General features: G+C 36.6%; 17 protein-coding genes. 9 read left to right on the forward strand and 8 right to left on the reverse strand.

Going from position 1 to position 21,464, the window contains the following annotated elements; translation table 11 throughout:
- Positions 1-229 precede the first annotated feature (229 nt).
- Positions 230-1,618, forward strand: coding sequence for a dihydrolipoyl dehydrogenase family protein (locus AC4BB7_RS03090; protein WP_490484390.1), 1,389 nt, complete (start codon positions 230-232; stop codon positions 1,616-1,618).
- A gap of 273 nt (positions 1,619-1,891) precedes the next feature.
- A complete protein-coding gene (locus tag AC4BB7_RS03095) occupies positions 1,892-3,148 on the forward strand; it encodes an MFS transporter (protein WP_490484391.1) in 1,257 nt (418 codons plus the stop codon).
- A gap of 69 nt (positions 3,149-3,217) precedes the next feature.
- On the opposite strand, the gene AC4BB7_RS03100 is transcribed toward AC4BB7_RS03095, so the two are convergent.
- The 4 genes from AC4BB7_RS03100 to AC4BB7_RS03115 are packed head-to-tail and all read right to left on the reverse strand — an operon-like array spanning position 3,218 to position 6,658.
- Entirely contained in the window at positions 3,218-4,387 is a 1,170-nt protein-coding gene (locus tag AC4BB7_RS03100) for a hypothetical protein (RefSeq protein ID WP_086315473.1), read from the reverse strand.
- A gap of 47 nt (positions 4,388-4,434) precedes the next feature.
- A complete protein-coding gene (locus AC4BB7_RS03105; protein WP_490484392.1) occupies positions 4,435-5,280 on the reverse strand; it encodes a YitT family protein in 846 nt (281 codons plus the stop codon).
- The gene (locus tag AC4BB7_RS03110) at positions 5,277-6,416 is read right to left on the reverse strand and encodes a M20/M25/M40 family metallo-hydrolase (RefSeq protein WP_490484393.1); all 1,140 of its coding nucleotides are present in this window, start codon (positions 6,414-6,416) and stop codon (positions 5,277-5,279) included. Before AC4BB7_RS03110 ends, AC4BB7_RS03105 begins: the two co-directional genes overlap by 4 nt.
- Positions 6,417-6,448: 32 nt before the next feature.
- Complete coding sequence (locus AC4BB7_RS03115) at positions 6,449-6,658, reverse strand: hypothetical protein (RefSeq protein ID WP_086315476.1); 210 nt, start codon at positions 6,656-6,658, stop codon at positions 6,449-6,451.
- Positions 6,659-7,052: 394 nt separating this feature from the next.
- On the opposite strand from AC4BB7_RS03115, the gene cls reads away from it, so the two are divergent.
- Positions 7,053-8,549: a cardiolipin synthase gene (gene cls, locus AC4BB7_RS03120; RefSeq protein WP_490484394.1), complete on the forward strand. Its 1,497-nt coding sequence runs from the start codon at positions 7,053-7,055 to the stop codon at positions 8,547-8,549.
- A 110-nt stretch (positions 8,550-8,659) separates the two neighbouring features.
- The gene (locus tag AC4BB7_RS03125; RefSeq protein WP_490484395.1) at positions 8,660-10,141 is read left to right on the forward strand and encodes an AcpB/EbpR/MafR family transcriptional regulator; all 1,482 of its coding nucleotides are present in this window, start codon (positions 8,660-8,662) and stop codon (positions 10,139-10,141) included.
- A gap of 68 nt (positions 10,142-10,209) precedes the next feature.
- On the opposite strand, the gene AC4BB7_RS03130 is transcribed toward AC4BB7_RS03125, so the two are convergent.
- The 3 genes from AC4BB7_RS03130 to AC4BB7_RS03140 are packed head-to-tail and all read right to left on the reverse strand — an operon-like array spanning position 10,210 to position 13,970.
- Positions 10,210-11,355, reverse strand: coding sequence for an ArgE/DapE family deacylase (locus AC4BB7_RS03130; RefSeq protein WP_490484396.1), 1,146 nt, complete (start codon positions 11,353-11,355; stop codon positions 10,210-10,212).
- Positions 11,356-11,370: 15 nt separating this feature from the next.
- Positions 11,371-12,771, reverse strand: coding sequence for an MFS transporter (locus AC4BB7_RS03135; RefSeq protein ID WP_086315480.1), 1,401 nt, complete (start codon positions 12,769-12,771; stop codon positions 11,371-11,373).
- 2 nt (positions 12,772-12,773) lie between these two features.
- On the reverse strand, positions 12,774-13,970 hold the full coding sequence (locus tag AC4BB7_RS03140; RefSeq protein ID WP_490484397.1) for a M20 family metallopeptidase: 1,197 nt from the start codon (positions 13,968-13,970) through the stop codon (positions 12,774-12,776).
- A 188-nt stretch (positions 13,971-14,158) separates the two neighbouring features.
- Between AC4BB7_RS03140 and AC4BB7_RS03145 the strand changes: the two genes are divergently transcribed.
- Complete coding sequence (locus AC4BB7_RS03145) at positions 14,159-16,495, forward strand: helix-turn-helix domain-containing protein (protein ID WP_490484398.1); 2,337 nt, start codon at positions 14,159-14,161, stop codon at positions 16,493-16,495.
- Positions 16,496-16,578: 83 nt separating this feature from the next.
- The gene (locus AC4BB7_RS03150) at positions 16,579-17,052 is read left to right on the forward strand and encodes a glutathione peroxidase (protein WP_086315483.1); all 474 of its coding nucleotides are present in this window, start codon (positions 16,579-16,581) and stop codon (positions 17,050-17,052) included.
- 134 nt (positions 17,053-17,186) lie between these two features.
- Here the strand turns inward: AC4BB7_RS03150 and AC4BB7_RS03155 are convergent, their stop codons facing one another.
- Entirely contained in the window at positions 17,187-17,273 is an 87-nt protein-coding gene (locus tag AC4BB7_RS03155; RefSeq protein WP_490485114.1) for a type I addiction module toxin, Fst family, read from the reverse strand.
- Positions 17,274-17,581: 308 nt separating this feature from the next.
- Between AC4BB7_RS03155 and kdpF the strand changes: the two genes are divergently transcribed.
- The 3 genes from kdpF to kdpB are packed head-to-tail and all read left to right on the forward strand — an operon-like array spanning position 17,582 to position 21,421.
- Positions 17,582-17,662 carry a K(+)-transporting ATPase subunit F gene (kdpF, locus tag AC4BB7_RS03160; RefSeq protein ID WP_069635352.1) on the forward strand — a complete coding sequence of 27 codons (81 nt, stop codon included), beginning with the start codon at positions 17,582-17,584 and terminating at the stop codon, positions 17,660-17,662.
- Positions 17,659-19,341 (forward strand): potassium-transporting ATPase subunit KdpA, encoded by a 1,683-nt coding sequence (gene kdpA, locus AC4BB7_RS03165; protein ID WP_086315484.1) that lies wholly within the window; start codon positions 17,659-17,661, stop codon positions 19,339-19,341. Before kdpF ends, kdpA begins: the two co-directional genes overlap by 4 nt.
- 19 nt (positions 19,342-19,360) lie before the next feature.
- The gene (gene kdpB, locus AC4BB7_RS03170; protein ID WP_086315485.1) at positions 19,361-21,421 is read left to right on the forward strand and encodes a potassium-transporting ATPase subunit KdpB; all 2,061 of its coding nucleotides are present in this window, start codon (positions 19,361-19,363) and stop codon (positions 21,419-21,421) included.
- Positions 21,422-21,464: the final 43 nt, after the last annotated feature.

Genomic DNA, 21,464 nt, shown 5'->3' on the forward strand with positions numbered 1-21,464 from the left:
GTGGAGAAACAGATGATTGGTGGATGGATACTTCGTCAAGGGAACGAAGCTAAAATGTCGATTAATGATAGCGAAATGTAGGATCATCAAATAGTCAAGCGAGTTAATGTTGACAAAGAATAACGGGAAAACTTGAAGATAAACAAACTTCAAGTTTTTTTCCATATGGTGAAGCGTCAATCCTATGCACTATTTCTAAACCCTTGCTATAATAAAACTGTATTGTGTGATGAGAGCCATTTGTAATAAAGCTTCACTACGTTGGAAAATAAAGGAGGACGTTACAATGGAGAAATTTGATGTAATCATTATTGGTAGTGGACCTGGTGGTATGGCAGCAGCATATGACATATCAGCCAAAGGTGCGAAAGTTGCTGTAGTGGAAGAAGATCTTTGGGGTGGGACCTGTCCTAATCGAGGGTGTGATCCTAAAAAAGTTCTTTATGGCGCTGTTGAAGCAAGGGATAATCTTCTGCAATTGAAAAATATAGGATTTGATGCAGTACCTGAAATAAACTGGAACGACTTAATGACATTCAAAGAAACCTTTACCAAACCTGTACCAGTTGAACAAAAAGCAGGATTAAGGAATGCTGGGGTTCAAACAATCACTGGAAAAGCTAGTTTTAAAGACAAGCATACAATTATAGTGGAGAATCAAGAGTATCGGTCCGATAAATTTATTTTAGCGACAGGACAAAGACCAGCTATTTTAGATATTCCTGGAAAAGAAAACTTTGGTACGAGTACAGATTTTCTAAATATGAAAGAATTACCTGAAAAAATCGCATTTGTCGGTGGTGGGTATATTTCTCTTGAACTGGCTAATATTGCCAACAGCTGCGGCAGTGAGGTTCATTTATTGCATCACAATGAAAGACCTTTGAAAGGATTTGATAAGGACTTGACCAAAGCGTTGATTGAAAATCTGAAAGTCAGAGGAATTCAATTTCATTTAAATGAGTCTGCTGAATCAGTCACCAAAATAGAGGAGCAGTTTGAAGTTTCTTTAACCAGTCAAGGAACCCTGCTGGTAGATCGAGTATTCTGCGCAACGGGTCGGATTCCTAATGTTGAAGGTCTAAATTTGGAAAAAATAGGTGTTGTGTTTACTCATAAAGGTATTCAAGTAAACGAATATCTACAAACATCTGTAGAAAATATTTACGCAATAGGAGATTGTATACAAAAAGATAAACCCAAATTAACACCTGTTTCTAGTTTTGAAGGAAGATATCTTGTTAAACTGTTTAATGAAAACTTACAGACAGGGATTAAATATCCTGCTTTACCTACAATTATTTTTAGCTCACCTAAATTAGCACAAGTTGGTTTAACAAATCAGGATACTCTTGAAAATGAAAGATATGAAGTGCAAGATCTCGATTTATCTCAATGGTTTACGTATAAACATGTCAATGAATCCTTGGTCAAAGCGAAAATCATTATCGAAAAAGCGACAGGTCTATTAGTTGGAGCAACAGTCCTAGGTAATGAGGCAGATCAACTGATTAATCTGTTTACCTTGATGATCAATCAAAAATTACTGTCAGAACAAGTGAATGAAATGATTATGTTGTATCCAACAGTTTCTAGTGATTTAAGTTATCTATACTAAAAAATAAGCTATAAGCGAACCTAGAAAAGTTCGTTTATAGCTTATTTTGATTATGCCGAATAAAAAAATAAAATATTGACTTGTAGCGCTCTGTAAGCAATAATAGGATAATTACTTTAAAGATCTAGAGAAATTGTTTATAGAAAAGTAATTCATAAATTTCATTTATCGATTACATAAAAATAAAGCATTAGATATTATAGACGATTCTTCTTAAACTATATATAGTGAAATGGTGAGCAAAGTTAAACTTAAACAGCTAGGAGAATGGCAATGGAAACGACAAAAAAAAATTATACCTCTTTGATCGGCTCTTTATATACGAATTTTATTTTTCAAGGTATGGCGGCAATTATTTTATCTCAAAATCTTAATGCCTTGATGGATAACTGGCAAGCAACTGTTCAACAAGTGACCTTAGTTATTAGCGGTATTGGTTTGGGACGAGTGTTGATTTTGTACTTTGCTGGTTATTTTTCAGATAAGTTTGGACGTAAAAAAACGGTACAGTTGGGGATCATTAGTTATTTGATCTTTTTCTTAGGGATTTTGATCAGTCAAAATTATATACAAGGTCTATTTTTCGCCCTATTTGCCGGATTTAGCAATGCTTTTTTGGATACAAGTACTTATCCAACCTTGATGGAAGCTTATCCAAATGAAAAAGATAATAGCTCTCTTAGCGTGTTGAATAAAGCCTTTATTTCTTTAGGACAATTTATTTTACCTTTGCTGACACGCTTTATGTTGAACCATGACATTTACTACGGACTTGTTTTTATCGGCTGTGCTTTAGGGCTATTTCTTAATTTACTGTATATTTCTAAACTTAGATTTCCAGAAAGAACGCAGATACAGGAACATGTATCACCGATTGAAAAAGACGAGGCGAATACAAAAGAGAAACGACCACTATTCAAGGTTGAAGGATTGGCATTATTAGTTTTTAGCTTTACTTGTGTATCTACGTTCAATATTTTTATTTTGTGGGTGCCATCTTTTGCAGAGTCACTAAATCTTATGAATCATTCAAATAGCTTGGTTTTGGTCAGTGCTTATAGCATTGGATCCTTTGCATCCGTATTTTTAACGTCATTGATCGTAAAACGAGGGGTTGCGCCGACGTTATTACTTGTTTGGTGTACGTTGATCTCACTATTCTTGTTAATTGGTATGACGGTATTTCCAAGTGTGCCAATGTTTTTAATTGGCTCGATCGGTATCGGTGTTTTTGCGGCCGGAGGTATCTGGCAATTAGGACTTGCCGTATTGTTGGAGTTGTTTTCAAAAGGAAAAGGAAGAATCACGAGTTACTACTCAATTGCAACATCTGTCTCTGTAATGGTCGTTCCCTATATCACGGGTCAATTGGCAAAAATCAATGTGTCATTGATTTTTGGATTGAATATCTTTTTGACTGCTATCGGAGTGATTGCGGCAGTGATTATTCGATATCGTTATAAAAAAGTAATGAGTGAATGGAAAGAAATCGATAAAGGGATCGTTGAATTAAATGGGATTATAGACTGATAGATGATAGAGAAGTAAAAGAAAAAGTATGTCCAATTTTTTCAAGGACATACTTTTTCTTTTTTTAATCTAACCAATCAAATTCACTAAAATCCCAGTTATAAAAACAGACGTAATCGTTACGGTAGAAAATCCTGCAATCACCATCTTAGGTAGAATCTGTCCCTCGATCAAGGCGATTTCTTCAGGAGTTCCATTCACGCTTTTTGCAGCTTCTTGGCTGAGAATCATCGTACCTGGGAATCCATATAATGAAGTTAAACCGATCGCAATGGACATAGACAAGCTATACCCTAAAAACTTTCCAGCAATCGCGGCGAATATAACATTTCCAGTAACACCAACTAAAAATGAAAGTGTTAATGGTAAAATCAATTCGATCAGGTCATGAATGGAAATCGTAGCTAAAGGACCAAAAATGATGATTAAGATAGCCAACATCATTAAACCATATGCATCAATGCCATTCAAAATATTTGGTTTGAAAAGATTTAACTCTCTTAGTGCAATCCCAAATAACAAACAAAGGATAAAGGTATTGATCATGCCATTCGTCAAGTTATTAACAAACGTAGCGAGTAAAACAGTAACTCCAACGACGAAGAGTGTACCAGCTGTTGTGTGGAAAAGCTCAGGTAGACGTGTTTTCTTTTCTTCTTTTTCCTCGATTTTATCAGTATTAGCAAAAGCATCTGGGTTTGCTTGATATTCCTGATGTAAACGGTTGGCTTCTTTTCTTAGAATCAATGAAGTTAAAGGGAAACCAATCAATCCTTGAAATGCAGAAATCAAAACTGGTAAAACAGCCACTGATAATAAGCCCGCAGCTATTGCTGCATCTTGAACCATGATGATCGAAATTGTACCGCCAGAGATCGCGCCAATTGCTGCAATCGCATAGCTTTGGCTTTCAAATAAAGGACCAACAAGAAGTAAAGCAGCCACGATTCCCAGTGTTGCGGCGACGCCAATCAAAAAGGTTCGCCATTGTTGTTTAAATTCTTTCAAACTGATCGTGGTTCCTAGATGGACTAAGATAAACCCGACAACAGTTGTTCCTAAGGCTAATAACGATGAACTAGGAAGTAAATCTTCTGGAAACAAGTTTGTTTTAAATCCAATCAAAAAGATTAATGAGGCAATTAGCAAGGTTGAGAGTAGGGATTTTGTTTTTTTTGAGATATAATCACTGACCGTCCAAACAAGCATAATAATTGTAAAAGCTAACACAGAATTCATAATTTTCGCGCTCCTTTTCTTGATAGATGTTTTCTTTTTTGACTAACTCACTGAATAGGGTGATAAGTAAAACCTAAACCGTGAACTTCAGCGACATTTGAAACGATGACAAATGATTTTGGATCAATCTGATCAATAATCTGCATGACTGCTGGATATTCACTATTTGAACTGACAATCATCAACATTTGATTTTCTTGCTCGGTTTTTCCACCAGTAACATTGAAGAGTGTGACACCTCGATTAACAGTTTGCAATAGTTCTTCTTTGATCTCATTTGTTTTATCTTGGCTGAAAATCAAAATAGATTTTCTTCGCTTAACTCCAGTTTCGATATAGGTCATGACGATCGACGTGATGATGATCGATAATATTGCAAACAGAAATGATTCAATACCAAAGATGAAAACATTCAGTAAGACAATAAAAGCATCCGTAACTAGTAGACCTGTTGAGGTATTAATGTGCCAATATTTTTGTAAGATTAGTGGAGGAATGGTAGTTCCGCCACTAGAAGCCCCAATCTTATATAGAATTGCTACGCCGATCCCAAAAATGGCACTGCCAAAAATAACCGATAATAATCGATCTGAGGTAACCATTATTTCAGGAACGACGGCTAAAAATAAAGGGAACAATAAGCTGCCGATCAGTGTATTAAAGAACACTTTTTTTCCTAAAAAGATGATTGTTAAAAGGAGCATCAAACAATTTAAAAACAACACGATGATTGATCTATCGATCGAAAAAGCAGCTTCTGCCAGAATACCTAATCCACTTACGCCTCCTGCTGCTATATGATGGGGACCCAAAAACATATTGATCGAGATGCTCAGCAGCAAGACCGCAAGAATGATCAGAAAAATATTTTGGCCTTTCCTAAGCGCAGTCATCTTGGCGACCCGCTTGAAGTATCGATGTTCGGGATTTCATCGAGGATTGCTAAAGCTAGTTCAATTGACTTCAACATTTCAGTAATTGGGATGTATTCATTGACTGTATGGATTTCTTCGTATCCAATGGATAGATTCAATGTTGGTTTACCATGTGCATTAAAGATATTGGCATCACTGCCGCCACCGCTAATTTCAGGGATAAAGGTACGACCAATTTTACTTGTTGCGGCTTTAGCAATTCTAACAGGATCAGAATTGTCAGCTAAATGAAAACCAGTTGCTTTTTGATCAACAGAAAGAGTGAAGTTACCGCCATACTGGATTGAAGCTTGTTGGAATGCATGTTCTAACGAAGCAAGAAAGGCACGTGCTGTTTCATCTGAGATCGCCCTTACTTCTCCTTGGATTGTCAAATGCTCCATCACGACATTGACACCAGCGCCACCAGCAATTTTTCCGATATTTGAAGTAGTGTGTTCATCAAGTCGGCCGAATGGAATGGCTTCAAGCGCAGTCTGAGCAATTGTAAAGGCAGAAATTCCTTTCTCTGGTTCTAAACCTGCGTGTGCCGCTTTTCCTGTCACTTCGATGTCGAACATATATAAGAAAGGGCTGGCAACAATTCCGTGTCCAGCTGGACCAGAATTATCAAATACGTAGCCAAATGTTGAATCGATCAATGACATATCCAATGCTGCTGCTCCAATCAAACCGATTTCTTCACCAGGGGAAAAGACCAACTCGATTGGGCCTGTTTCGATATTGTTTTCTAGAATTGTTTCCATCATTTCTAAAAGAATCGCGATGCCGGCTTTATTGTCTGCGGCTAAAATCGTTTCGCCTTTAGAGTAAAGAATACCGTTTTTTTCGACCACTTCAATATTTTCACCAGGCTCTACGGTATCCACGTGGCAAGAAAAAAAGATTGGCTCTTTAGCTAAATTTCCAGCGTGTTTTGCGATTAAATTGTTTGCTCCAAGTTTTGTTGTCTCCATAGAATCATCTTCATAGACTATTAAACCTAATGTTGTTAGTTTATCTTTTAATAATTGGACAAAGGCCCCTTCTTGACGAGAAATTGATGCTACTTCGACTAACTCAGTAAATGTATCAACTAATCTTTTTTTATTCATTTAAAAACATCCTTTCTTATTTATGCCTATTTTTATTCCTTAACCATCCAAATTTCATCAATCAATCTGATCTGATGTAACTTAAAATCTTGCAACAAAGAAATGTGACAAATAATTTTTTCCATAGCAATTTCTTCATGTGATTCCATAGAAACAAATTGTTTTGCAATCGTTTCGCCATGCTTATTCAATAGTATGGCTTCAAAAAGGTATCCGTAAGAGAAATACTGCTCTATTTTCATGTTTAACCCTCCCTTTTATAAAAGCGTAATGAGTTCAGCTAGCTTTGACAGGAAAATAGGATGTGGTATTTTTTGAGCAGTGTCTATTTTCCCTGCTTGTTTTCTATATCACAAATTTATCACGGGAAGTTGTTAAATTGAATGGCAAAAAAAGTAGTGAATTGGCATTTTTTGCCATTATTATAATTTTTTTATCTTAGAACCCAATAACCGCAAGGGATTAATGCAATACTTGATGTGTATCTGGCAACATTTTCCCTTAAAGTGAAAAAAATGCCTGTATTATTGGATTTTAATTCGTTATTATAATGAATAAATAAGTTTTTTGTGTAAAAAATTATAGTGTTCTTTAGATGAAATCGATAGAATAATTATTTTTTAGAGGAGGGTAATCATGAATCAAACAGTACGGCAGTTTTGTATCATTTTATTTGTTACGTTACTCACATTTGGTATGATTTTCATATTTTTCCCGCAGTTTATGTTGATTATTTTCACATTGTTTGAGCTGCTGTCGATTTTATTAAGTATCTACATTGTTTTTAGACGAACAGATGTAACGAGTGTAAAAATAGCTTGGGTGCTGACTTTGTATTTTGTACCAATTGTGGGGCTATTTCTGTATCTTTTTTTTGGACGGAAGAATCTAAAAAGCAATGCGATTCAAAAGCGAGAGCAAGAAGACTTGATTTACTATGTTCAGAATTTAGAAACGAAGGATCTTGAGCATTTAAGTAATGTAGAAGAAAAAAACAAACAGTTGTCTGGAAAAGCAGTGTTGGGTGGCAATCGGTTTGATGTACTAACGGATGGAGAAGAGACATTTACAGCGATTTTTTCGGCATTAAACAAAGCGGAACATCATATACATTTGTTTTATTTTATAATCAAAGAGGATGAACTTGCTGATAAACTTAGAAATATCCTGATAAGGAAAGCAGCGGAAGGCGTGCAGGTTCGATTTGGAGTGGACGGCTTAGGTTCAGTTAAATTATCTGATGAGTATTTGGATTCTTTAAAAGCTGCCCAGATAGAAGTAGAAATTTTTAATCCGATTCGATCGTTTTATCACATTGCTAGGGCGAATTGGCGCAATCATAGGAAAGTGATCGTCATAGACGGCAAAGTTGGTTTCACTGGAGGCTTAAATGTTGGAAATGAATACTTAGGAATCACATCAAAGTTTTCTCATTGGCGGGATACACACTTGCAAGTAACAGGGGCGTTAGTTACAGAACTTCAGGAAGCGTTCTTATATGATTGGTTGTATATGAAAAACAGTCATGGAAGCGCCAATGAGTTTATGACAGAAAATTACTTTCCGATTATTGAGGAAGGAAATGACGAAGGACAAGTGATTTATGGCGGACCCTACGATCAAGAGCGAGTAGTTCGTGATGTTCTTTTTAATTTGATGGACTCGGCTACGGAAAAAATTTCTATCGCAAGCCCGTATTTCGTTCCTGATGACGAGATGCTGGCTTTGCTAAGAAGAGTAGCCCGCAATGGAATCAAAGTGGAAATTATTATTCCTGGGAAAGGTGACAGAAAACTTTCTTATTATGGGAATGACTTTTACTTAGAAGCTTTAGTTAGTGCGGGCATCCATGTTTATAAGTATGATAATACAGCTTTTTTACATTGTAAAATAATGATTATTGATGAAAAAGTAGCCACGATCGGTTCAACTAATTTTGATATTCGTAGTTTTGATATCAACCACGAAGTGTCCGCCATTTTGTATAGTGGACAAGCGATTCAAAAATTAACAGCTGATTTTAAAAAGGACAAAATCAATGCCAGAAAAATAACTGCGCTTGAATTAGCACAAAGAAGCACTTGGCAAAAAATCAAAGGCAAAATATGCGGCTTGTTTGCCCCACTTTTATAAGAGGAAAAGAATCATATCAGGCGTCTTTTAAAAGCGCGCATGCTATACTATTACTAGGTATTTTCAATAAAGATAACTAAACTGAACGACACACCTAAGGGGGAAAAAGCATGCGGAAATTGTATATAGATTTAGTAACAGACAAAAAAGCGATCCGATTGATTCAGTTGATTTATTTTTTGGCGGATACGTCTGATTTATTAACAATGGAAGATGTGGCAGATAGTTTAGGTGTGACTAAAAAGACGTTAAAGAGTGATTTAGAGCTGCTACAAGAATATAGCCCCGTGATAGATGGTTTTGTGCAAGTGAAAAAAGAAACAATTATTTTTAATCGAGATAGCACCTATACGATTGAAGAAGTCTTATCAGATATTATTGATCAACAACCGCTTTTTACGTTATTGAGTGCTCTTTTGGATGGTGAAGAATATTCTATCGAAACTTGGTGTGAACGTATTTGGCTATCAGAACGTACATTAAGACGCTATTTACCTAGTCTGACTGAAGTATTGGAACGGTATAACCTAACCTTACAATTGTCTCCTTTTCTAGCTTTGGTTGGTGAGGAAGCGAATATTCGGTATCTCTATTTTGATTATACAAGTCAGCGTGGATGGAGAGAAGAAGATATTCACTTAGATACAATGGTACAAAAATTTTATTATGAGTTTCAGGAAGCATTTTTAAAAAAGTACCAAAGAGTTTTAACATTGGATGCTAATCGGGCGAAGTTATGGCATCATGTGATCTTACAAAGAGTCAACAAGCAATTATATATGCCAAAAAAACAAGATCCTACACAAAAATATCCTATGACAAAGCGTTTTGACGTATTTTCTGAGATTTATGACCAATTGATGAAAAAGTATTTTTCAATAGAAAATCTACCTTATGAAGAACATATTTATGCTTATATAACAACCTTGGCAAGTGTGATCTATTTGCCTCCTGAAGGGGAAATTTATTCGATCAATCTGACACGAAAATCTAATTATGAGAATAAGTATAATGCGATCTTTGATTTTGAAGGAACGATTCCTCTAGATCCATTAAAAAGCGAAGAGATGTATCATTGTGTGAATTCATTTTTGGAAAATATCAGCTTATTATCCAGAATAACACCGCTGTTTCAAAGAAACTCATTTGAATTAAATCAGTATGCAAAAACAGAATTTCCTGAGATTTATCAAGCTTGTTTGACTAAATTAAAACAAGTTCAATTAACACATGATGCGAAGTTGCTTTATCCAGAGGATGTAGCAACCAATTTAAGTTTGCTTTTTAGTTCATATTTAATCGACACGACGATCGAAAATAATAAAAAAATTCTTTTAAGTATTTCTGGTGAAGCCTGTTATGTACAACATTTGATCGCTCTTTTAAAAAAGAGAATTCCAAGTAATTTTGATGTTGTCTGGGTTTTTAATGAAAAAATTACAGAAGAGTATGTAAAAAAAGAAGGAATCAACGTGATTATTTATAACCACGTAATGTTAGTAGCACTTGAAGGGTGCCTAAGTATCAAGGTTTCGCAGTTTCCAGCAATAGGAGAACTGGAAAGATTGACGAAAAAGTTATTTGAAATTTGAGTGGAGTTGAAAACGATAGAAAAAGTCGAAATGAACGGACTGAAGTTCATTTCGACTTTTTTTATTGTTTATTTCAAAAATTCTTTTGCAAGAGTTTCATTGATTGTAATCATTTGATAAAAATCATTAATATCAACGAATTCATTCGGTTGATGTGCGTATTTTGTTTCACCTGGACCGAGGATCAAAATTGGGAACTCTTTTTTTACCCGTCCAAATTGAGAGCCGTCGGTATAACCTGTCATACCAAATGTATTAGCTGGGCTATCTGTCACTTTTGAAACGACTTTTTGTGTTAAGACAGTGAATGGATCGTCAAGTTCAGTTTTCATTGAGGGTAAATCATTGATGAATTCAATTTCGGCTTTAAAATCTGGTACTGTTGCTGTTAATTTATCCAACATGTCTTTGAATTGTTGTTTCAGTTCAGTGTGATCTTGTGCTTTGATTGTGCGAATGTCGATTTCTACTGTACATTTATCGGGTACAACATTTGTACCGTTGCCGCCATTGATAATATCTAGGCTAGAAGTCGATGCACCCACTAATTCATCCACAGATTGAGAGAAATCAAACGTTTCTTTAAAGGCATTTAAAACTAAAAGCATATGCTCAATCGCATTTACTCCTTGATCTGGCATTGAGCCATGCGCTGTTTTCCCGTAAGTTGTGATGCGAGGCCATAAAGCACCTTTGTGCGCTACACCAATTTCAACATTTGTTGGTTCACCGATCACTAATGCGTCTAGATCATCGGCATAGCCTTTGTCGACTAATTGACCAGAACCGATAGCACTAGTTTCTTCTCCCACAGTAGCTAAGAGTTTGATTGTTCCTTTGAAATTAGCACCTGCTTCTTTTAAACGAATCATCGCAACAACAGCTGCGATCAAGCCTGATTTCATATCGCATGTGCCGCGTCCATAAAGTAAACCATCTTTTTCAATTGCTGCAAATGGATCTTCCTCCCAAGGGATTTCGCCTACAGGAACGACATCCATATGGCCTGAAAAACCTAAGACAGGACCTGCTTCATTGCCTTTTAATGTAGCAACTAACTGATTACGTCCCTCACTATATTCAACTTGTTCACAAGGAATATCATACTGTTCAAAGAGCGTTTGTAGTTTATCAGCGACTAGTTTTTCTTTTCCTAAAATACTTTTGATTTGAACAACTTCTTTTAATAATTGTAATGCTTCTTGATTATTCATGGATGTTTTCTCTCCTTATACTTGTTTTTCTTTTGGAATAATAAATACGATAGAACCTAAAGCTAAAACGCAGAAAAGAATATTTGTCAGTAAGCCGAATGTAGCTCCTTGAGTATAATTTCCTCCAGCACTAAAGCCGTTATAGACAGCAGCAGAAATGGCTACTCCTAATGCTCCGCCAAGTGAGCTGGCCATTTTATAAATACCAGAAGCTACACCGGCCTTTTCATTCGGTACACTGGAAATCGCAGTATCAGTAGATGGTGTTGCATACATACCTAGACCCATTCCGAATAAACTGTAGCCAATAAAAACTAAGACAAAGTATGCAGTTCCTGTAACCATAGTTAAAGCCATCAAACCAACACCAGTACCAGAAAGAATCGTGCCCCATAACATTGGTTTTTTTGCGCCGATCGTTTGCAATAATTTTTCACCGATGCGAATCGTGATCAAAACTAGACACAAGTAACCGATCGATAACATCCCTGTTTTTGCAGAAGAAAGACCACGCCCTTGTTGGACATAAGTGTTGATTACGATCAAAGTACCGGCAACCGCATTTAACAAGAAATTTGAAATCGTTGCACCAAGGTAGCCGCGGTTTTCAAATAAAGAAAATTCTACAAAACTATTATCCATTGCTTGTTCTACTTTATAAAAAGCAATCAATCCAATGATAACTACTGCCGCTAAGATAAGGACAATGGGGCTAGTCCAGCCTAATTCTGACCCTTTAGAAACGACAACGTTCAAGGCAACCATTGAAACGATAAACAAAAGTAAACCGATTGAATCAAATTTACTATTACTATTAGATTCAACCTTGCTTTCGGGTGTACCAAAAATCAATAATGCACTTAAAATTGAAACGATGATTGAAAAAATAAAGACATAACGCCAACCTAAAGAACTGGCAATGGCACCACCGAAGAACGAACATAAACCAGAACCGCCCCAAGAACCAATTGACCAGTAACTTAAAGCACGTTGCCGATCTTTTCCTTCGTAGTATGTTTTAACTAAAGCCATTGTAGCAGGCATGATACAAGCAGCTGATAAACCTTGTAAAATCCGTCCACCGACAAATAAAACAGGTCCGTGTGCAATGACTAAAGCCCCTGACCCAATAACACTTAAAATAAGACCGATATACGTTAATTTCATTCTACCCAGCTTATCTGCTAGGCCTCCAGCTACAACGATAAAAATACCTGAGAATAAACCAGTCATGGAAATTCCTATGTTTAATACGCCAGAAGAAACACCTAAGTCACTTTGAACGGCTGGCGCCATATTTAGTAAAGATTGGGCAAACAACCAATAGGTCAAAACACTTAATACGATTCCTATCAGTAATTTATTTGTCCCTTTATATGTTGCAGCATTTGCTGCTGTATGTGTTGTTGCTTTCATGATTAAACTCCTTCAAATAAATAATGTAAAACTGCTGCACCCATTGATTTGGCAGCGATCAATAAACAATCTTCGTCAATATAAAATTTTGGATGATGATGTGGATACATTGGTGTTCCTTCTTTATGAGCACCAACGAAAAAGAAACAGCTTGGACGTTCTTTTGCGTAATAAGCAAAATCTTCAGAAGGGGTTTGAGGACCGCATTCGATCAATTGCTTCACTTCGGGTATTTGTGCTTCAGATAAGGATTTTGCGACCATTTCAGTGGTCTTGGCATCATTGACACAGACAGGATAGTCATTGGTATAATCAAGTTCATAGCTGATTCCGAATGTACGGCAGATCCCATCTAAAATTTGTTTAAATTCTTTTTCAACGATTGCACGTGTTTCTTCTTTCATGATTCGAACATCGCCTTCTAATGTCACAGAATCTTTGATGACATTGGCTGAACCTTTACCGTCAAATGAACCGATCGTAACAGTTGCGGTATCAAATGGATCGATTCTGCGACTGACAATAGTTTGAACGGCTGTGACAAATTGAGAGGCAGCTACGATTGTATCGTTAGCATCTTGCGGTGTAGAACCATGACCGCCTTTTCCTTGCATAATAACCTTAAAGGTTGCCCGACCTGTATGAACAGAACCTGGATGATAAAGCACATCACCAAGCGGCATCATACTCATCACGTGAATTCCTAAAACATGATCTACTCCGTCTAGACAACCAGCCTCGATCATTCCTTTTGCACCACCAGGTGGTACTTCTTCTGCTGGTTGATGAATCACACGAATCGTTCCAGCTAATTGATCTTTTAGTTCAATCAATGAATCCGCTAAAATCATCATATAGGCAGTGTGACCATCATGTCCGCAGGCATGCATGACGTTTGGTGTTTTGGAAGCAAATGGCAATCCTGTATCTTCTTGAATCGGCAAGGCATCGAAATCAGCTCGAATCGCTAAGAACGGGCCTTTTTTACTACCATGAATATCGACTAAAATACCGTTACCGCCGCCCACATTTGTTTGAACATCGCACTCTTTGCCAGCGTAAAAATCAGCAATGTATTTTGCCGTTTCAGTCTCATGAAAAGATAGTTCTGGATTCTCATGAAAATGTCGGCGAATCTTGATCATGTCAGCTTCTTTTTGTTGAAGCAATGTGAATAGTTGTGTACGTAAATCGTCCATCTTATATTCTCCTTTCAATTACACTTCATATTGTATGCTTAATTAAAAAGTTCACAATGATAGGAATTTCTAAATTCCAGAAATCCCTTTTGGAGTATATAGGAAGGAAAATAAAAGGCTATCTAACAGACGATATTTTCTATTTCTAGTGCTATAATAAGAAGAGAATAAATAAAAGAGGTCATTAAATGATTGTAAATGAAAATTATCAGATCAATTATCAACAGCTATTAACAGAACAGACTGCCTTATGCAAGGAAACGACGATTTTGATTGTTTTAAAAGGCAGCATGTTTATAACGATAGAGGAAATAACGAATCAAGTGAGTGCAGGTGAACTGGTTGTGGTCAATACTGGGGATCATCTTTTTATGACCGCGAATTCATCACAAAGCTGTTCTTATTTAGAATTGAGAATCAACAGTGTTTTTTTTGCGGCTCAATTTCCTGCTTTTTTCTATACTCGTTTTGACTGTACACCGATTCAAAAAGAGCATGGGAAGATGCAGGCGATCGCAGCTTTAAGAAGACAAGTTGCTGAGTTATGTTTAGTTGAATTTAGCGACGATCCTTCCAAAAGGCTCAAAATCACTTTGTTTTTAACACAGATCATTTTATCTCTCGTTCATCATTTTCAAAAAGAAGAAGTGACCGAATATCACCCTTCTGATAATCAAAAATTAAGAGAGATTTTGGAATATATCGAAGCGCATTATCACGATGGGATTCTCTTATCTGATGTAGCGGAACATTTTTTTATGTCAGAATCCTCGTTATCGAAATTTTTTAAGAAGGAAACAGGAGACTACTTTTCTCATTATGTGCGGACGATTTGTGTAAAGCATAGTTTATCAGAGCTTTTGTATACGAAAAAAAGTATTGAGCAAATTGCTTTAGATAGCGGTTTTAGCAATAGTAAAACCTATCGTCAACACTTTAAAAAGATCTTTAATGATTCGCCAACTAGTTATCGTTCCTCACACTTAGAAGAAACGCAAGCACCACAGAAAATCAATCAAGTAATCCAAACAACTGAACTTCAGATCAAAGAAATCTTGGTACCATTGTACAGCTATATTCAAACGGGGTTAGAAGAAGCTCGACCATCAGAATTATCATTAAAGACGAAACAGCTTCATATCACAACGGAGCAATTTGAATCTGATTATTTAAAAAAAGATGTAATTATACATGTTGGATCATGGGAAGCTTTAGCTTCTAAGAAGATCCAAGCTGAAATTCTGGACATAAAAAAGCAAATTGGGATCAAGTATATTAGCATCCAATCTCTATTTACACAAATTCCGCTATCCGTTCAGATCCATCAAGAAGCGATGATGAATTCATTTCCCGCATTTGAAGAGTGGGACTATGTTTTGACATTTTTAGAAGAGGCTCGGTTAAATATTTTTTATCAATTATCTCTTGTAGAATTTAAAGAGTTGAGTGTTAGTGTGAAAGATATTTACCGTAAGTTCTTTTGTCATGTTCAAAATAAATTCGGGGCAAAAATGACGGAGCAATGGAAGATTAATTGTCTATTTAAAGAACAAAACCTTGCGGAGTACTATCCTGTATTTCTCAAAGTAAAAAGAAGTCTATTTGAGATCGCTCCTAAAATAGCAGTAGGCGCAGAAATTCCTTCACCTGATCCATTTTTTGAGCAAAATGATCCGCAGCAAACGCAATTTTTTTGCGAGACGATTGCTGCAAATTGTGATTTTTTGTCATTTTCTGCGGAGCCAAATTATGTGTTTCAAAATTTAGACAGCACGTTTCCTGATTTAAAAAATTATCACCAATATGTGTTGAATAAAACCTTGCATATCAAGCATATTTTAAAAGAATACGAAATCAAATTACCGCTTTATCTTACGGAATGGAATACCTTGACCGGAATGACTAGAAATAGTAATGGCACTTTCTTTAGAGGGGCAATTATTTTAAAAGATCTTTTGATGTTGGATCTGTTAGTGTCTGGGTTTGGATTTTGGCTGAATATCGAGTTGTATGAGAAACAAACACAAGAACGTCCGTTGAAAAATGATGGCTTGGAACTATTCCATTTTTACAGTGGAAAAAGACCTGTCTATTTTTGTTTGTGGCTAGCGAGAAGGATGGAAGGGAAGGTTTTGGCACAAGGGGAAGAATATTTGCTGACTTATTTGGATGGGAAATATCAATTATTATTGTTTAATACGAATTATTTTGACCCTCATCTTTCTTCAGAAGAGGCATTTCTTGAAAGCCAGGCGGTGACCTTTGAGATTGAACTAGCAGCGATTAAATCAGCGCCGTATCAGATTAAGCAAATTGACTTTAATCGTCATAATGGAGCGTTATTTTACACGTATGAAGAGTTCAGAAATGCTGAAGCGCTTGATTTAGAAACACAAAAATATATTGTTGATAGTACTCGCCCGAAGATTAAAGTCTTCGATACGCAAATCGATGATGACTTTAATTATTATGTGACACTAGATACAAATGGGATCGTGCTGTTAGAATTGACGCCGATGCGATGAGAAACAGAGTTTGTTTTCTTGACGAATAGACTTCTACTAGCTAGTATTTAGTTAAGATAGGCAACTGGAGAGGAAGAAGTAAAATGAGTATTTATGATTATCAGGTAAAAACGACTGCAAATGAAACTGTTTCAATGGAAGATTATCGGGGAAAAGTACTCTTGATCGTAAATACAGCGACAGGTTGTGGTTTTACGCCTCAGTACGAAGGCTTGGAAGAATTGTATAAAAAATACCGTGAGCAAGGGTTAGAAATTCTAGATTTTCCTTGTAATCAATTTGGTCATCAAGCGCCAGGAACCAATCAAGAAATCAGTGATTTTTGTCAGTTGACCTACCAAACGACTTTTCAAACATTTGGAAAAATCGATGTAAACGGTGAGAACGCTGACCCGTTGTACGATTTTTTGAAAGGTGAAAAGGGTGGACTTCTAGGAGGCGCAATCAAGTGGAATTTTACTAAGTTTTTAGTTGACCGTGAGGGAAATGTTGTAAAACGTTTTGCACCGACTGTGGAGCCAGTAAAAATTGCGGATGATATCGAAAAACTATTGTAAGAAATACTTTTTTGTTCTTGATATCAAGGATTGTCTCATGGTATAATGGTGTTGCTAATAAAAAACATAAAGAGTAAGCCCCTGGAGAGTGTGATCTCCAGGGGCTTTTTTGGCTAATGTCGCCTTATTTTCTGTTACTTCTTGTATTTTTTATTTAACCAACACTTGAATAACGAGATCAAGATCCCAACAAGAAGTGGACAGATAAACGCTAAAAACATAAAGAGGACACCTCCGTTCAGTCGCAAGACTGTAAGATAGGCGACAAGGTAAAATACGCTATATTATGTATAAATCCATTATTTTGATCACTTGAAATCACCGTTTGTTTTCCTCTGTGTAATAAAAACAAAAGAGATTAATTATTTAAAAAGCTACTCTAGAAGACGTTTTTAGAGTTTTTTTTTGCGTACTTAAACCTTTTTTTCTTCACGTATAAAGATTGTATAAAGAAACAACGCCAACTTTAACACTATCTTTATACAGAATTTGATATCATACTTTTATCAAATGAAGGAGAGGAATTTTGATGACGATTATTTCCGGCATTATTGCAGCATTACTGCTAATTTATTTATTCTATGAACTATTTTGGGGGGATCAACAGTGAGCGCTATTTTTATTCAGCAAGCTATCTTTTTTATTGTATTGATCGGTTTAGCAATTCCGCTAGGCTTTTATATTCATAAAATCATGACTGGACAAAAAACGATATTGACGAAAATCATCAATCCAGTCGAAGAAAAAATTTACCAGTTTTTAGGAACACCTGCTCAAAAAGAAATGAATGCAAAACAATATAGTTTCAGCGTTTTGTTTTTTAGTATTTTTTCTCTGATATTGCTTATGGCGATGATGATGGGGCAACAGTTTTTACCGCTAAACCCAGAAAAACTTCCGGGTACTAGCTTTTCGCTGGCTTTTAATACAGCTGCAAGTTTTGTAACCAATACGAACTGGCAAGCATATGCTGGAGAAGATACCTTATCGATCTTTACGCAAGCTTTCGGGTTGACGGTTCAAAACTTTGTATCAGCGGCGGTCGGAATTGCTGTATTGTTTGTTTTATTGAGAGGATTTACCAATCGAACAACAAAATATATTGGAAATTTCTGGCAAGATTTAACGAGAATTACCTTATATGTTTTATTGCCACTGTCATTTATTGTTTCATTGATCTTGATTTCTCAAGGTGTGGTGCAAACATTTGCTGGTTCTGTTGAAACGACAAGTTTAGAGCTAGGCCAAAAAATCTTTTTACCTTTAGGAACAGTAGCCAGTCAAGTAGCAATCAAACAATTAGGAACGAACGGCGGCGGTTTTTATGGCGGAAACTCTACGTATCCGTTTGAAAACCCGAACTTGATCAGTAACTTTGTTGAAAATATTTCGATTCTATTGATTCCAGCCGCTTTGATCGTTGCATTCGGATTATTCGTTAAGGATTGGAAACAAGGCAGAACGATCATGATCGTTTCACTTGGATTTTTAATTGCGGCGATGATTGGTGTGACCTTGAGTGAGTATTATGGACCACAGTTTAATCATGTGCTGGGTCAAATGAACTTAGAAGGAAAAGAAATGCGTTTTGGTATTGGTTGGTCTAGTCTTTGGGCAGTAAGTACGACAGCTGCTTCTAACGGTTCGATCAATGCCATGTTAGACAGTTTTATGCCTCTGGGCGGATTGATTCCAATGTTCTTGATGCAATTAGGTGAAATTATTTTCGGCGGTACAGGTAGCGGTTTGTATGGCATGATTGCGTTCATCTTGCTAGCGATTTTTATTGCAGGTTTACTTGTTGGACGTACACCGGAATATCTAGGGAAAAAAATCGAGCCTTTTGATATGAAAATGGTTTGCTTAGTGATTTTAACACCACTTCTTTTAACTTTACTTGGAACCATGTTATTTATTTTAAATCCGCAAGCAATGAGTTGGTTGACGAATTCAGGTCCCCATGCATTTTCTGAAGTCCTGTATGGGTTCTCTTCTTTGGCGAACAATAACGGTAGTGCTTTTGCTGGATTGACTGCAGATACAACTTTTTTAAATATTTTAGGTGGTACGATCATGATCCTTTCTCGCTTTATTCCAATGCTTGCGATCATTTATCTTGCTGCTAATTTAGGGAAAAAGAAAATCGTAGCAACTGGATCAGGCACACTTTCAACAACAAATGCAACGTTCGTAACAATGTTGATCATTGTGATTTTAGTTATTGGGGCATTGAGCTTCTTACCAGCAATGGCATTGGGGCCAATTGCAGAACACTTCATTACAAAATAAGAAAAAGAAGGGGATTCTTTTGAAAAATACGCAAAACAAGCGCAGTGTTTATATGGATGCATTTAAATCTTCTTTTAAAAAACTTGCGCCAAACATTCAAGTCAAAAATCCAGTGATGCTGGTGGTTTATACAGGAGCGATCTTAACGACCATACTTTATGTCTTAACATTCTTTGGTTATACAGATGCGAATCCATTTTTCATCTTAGCGATCGCCATTATCTTATGGCTGACGATTTTATTTGCTAACTTTGCTGAAGCAATTGCTGAGGGACGCGGAAAAGCACAAGCTGAAAGTTTGAAACAAGCTAAAAAAGACGTTACAGCACATAAAGTCAATTCATTAGATGATGTAAAGAATCAAAAATTTACACAAATCAAATCATCCGAACTAAAAAAAGGCGACCTTGTCTATGTTGCGGTCAACGAACAAATTCCAATGGATGGTGATGTGATCGATGGAGCAGCTTCTGTAGATGAGAGTGCTATTACAGGTGAATCGGCTCCAGTAATTCGTGAATCAGGTGGTGACCGTAGTGCGGTAACCGGTGGAACAACGGTTGTATCAGATTATCTTGTGATCAAAGTGACGGCTGAAAATGGTGAGTCGTTCTTAGACAAAATGATTTCCATGGTCGAAGGAACAGAACGTAAGAAAACACCGAATGAAATCGGCTTACAAATTATTTTGATTATGCTAACGATTATTTTCTTAGTGGTTTCGGCAACGTTGCTGCCGTTTACGAAATTCTCAAGCGAGTTAGTAGGAACAGGTTCTGCGTTATCTTTAACCGTGATCATTGCTTTACTTGTTTGTTTAGCACCAACAACTATCGGTGCACTGGTTTCTTCCATTGGGATTGCCGGGATGAGTCGGTTGAATAAAGAAAATGTTATTGCCATGAGTGGGCGTGCAATCGAAGCGGCCGGTGACGTTGATATTTTGTTATTGGATAAAACAGGAACCATAACATTAGGAAACCGCCGTGCTAGCGAATTTATTCCAGTGACAGGCATTAAAGAATACGACTTAGCGGATGCGGCGCAACTTTCTTCTTTAGCAGATGAAACAGCTGAGGGACGAAGTATCGTAATTTTGGCGAAAGAAAAATTTGATATCCGTGGTCGAGAATTAAATGATGTTGAAGTCGAATTTATTGAGTTTACAGCCAAAACACGAATGAGCGGTATCAACTATCAAGGCGATGAAATCCGTAAAGGTGCCGCCGATACAATGAAGAAATATGTGGAAGAAAACGGTAGTCTATATCCAGAAGAATGTGATGCGATTGTTCAACGGGTAGCCAATGAAGGTGGAACACCGCTAGTAGTAGTTAAAAACAACCAAGTTTACGGCGTCATTTACTTAAAAGACATCGTGAAAAATGGTGTAAAAGAGAAATTCGATGATATGCGCAAAATGGGGATCAAAACCATTATGATCACTGGGGATAACCCAATGACGGCTGCTGCCATTGCAGCAGAAGCAGGAGTAGATGATTTCTTAGCAGAAGCAACACCAGAAAATAAAATGAGTTTGATTCGTGACTATCAAGAAAAAGGACACTTAGTTGCCATGACTGGAGACGGCACAAATGATGCGCCAGCTTTAGCTCAAGCAGACGTGGCAGTGGCGATGAATACAGGAACACAAGCAGCCAAAGAAGCGGGCAATATGATCGATCTAGATTCCAGTCCAACTAAATTAATCAGTATTGTAAAAATCGGTAAGCAATTATTGATGACCCGTGGAGCCTTAACAACCTTTAGTATTGCTAATGACATTGCGAAATACTTTGCGATCATTCCTGTGTTGTTTTTCAGTATTTATCCTGCATTGGATGCGTTGAACATCATGAGATTAACGAGCCCAACAACGGCAATATTATCAGCAATCATCTATAATGCGCTGATTATTGTAGCGTTGATTCCGTTGGCTTTAAAAGGTGTGTCTTATAAAGAGAAACCAGCGAGTCAGATTTTACGCCACAATTTATTAGTTTATGGATTGGGTGGTGTCGTGGCACCTTTTATTGCAATCAAATTGATCGATATCCTTTTGACAGTTGTTTTATATTAATTGACTTGTTTTACAACAGTAAGTGACTAAAAGGAACATTGCT

It is taken from the genome of Enterococcus sp. AAFC-DPL-5182, from assembly GCF_058216605.1.